At 71.5% G+C, this 498-nt stretch carries 1 pseudogene; it reads right to left on the bottom strand.

The features are described 5' to 3' along the window. Window positions 1-498 (bottom strand): annotated as a pseudogene (locus M8J73_RS44475) (2-oxoacid:acceptor oxidoreductase subunit alpha); the annotation flags it as partial.

Below are 498 nucleotides of genomic sequence, written 5' to 3'. Positions count from 1 at the left end.
GTCGGGGATGTCGATGCCGTCGATCTTGGCTTGGCGGGTGCGGACCATGAAGTCGTGGTTGGCGGGGTCGTAGGAGATGTTGCCGGTGCCGTCCTGCTTCTCGATGCCGCCGATGCGGTGTTCCAGGCCGGGGGTGCCGGGGATGGCCCAGGGGCGGGCGAGGGTGTGAGGGTCGCGTTTGTAGGGCCAGAACACCTCGGTGCCGTCGTCGAGGGTGTGGTTGGGGCCCTGGGCGAACTGCACGCTCAGGTCGGGCAGCTCGTCGGGCTCGGGGATGCGCCAGGGTTCGGAGCCGTTGGCGAGGTAGCCGTCGGAGAGCAGGAACACCGGGGTGCGGTAGGTGAGCGCGATCCGGGCGGCCTCGAGGGCGGCGTCGAAGCAGTCGGCGGGGGTGCGGGGGGCGACGACGGGCACGGGGGCTTCGCCGTTGCGGCCGTACATGGCCTGGAGCAGGTCGGCCTGTTCGGTCTTGGTGGGCAGGCCGGTGGAGGGGCCGCC

It is taken from the genome of Streptomyces neyagawaensis (genome assembly GCF_023516595.1).
Taxonomy (GTDB): domain Bacteria; phylum Actinomycetota; class Actinomycetes; order Streptomycetales; family Streptomycetaceae; genus Streptomyces; species Streptomyces neyagawaensis.
Note: the sequence above shows the minus strand (reverse complement) of the source record. Positions and strands in the feature narration are given on the sequence as shown.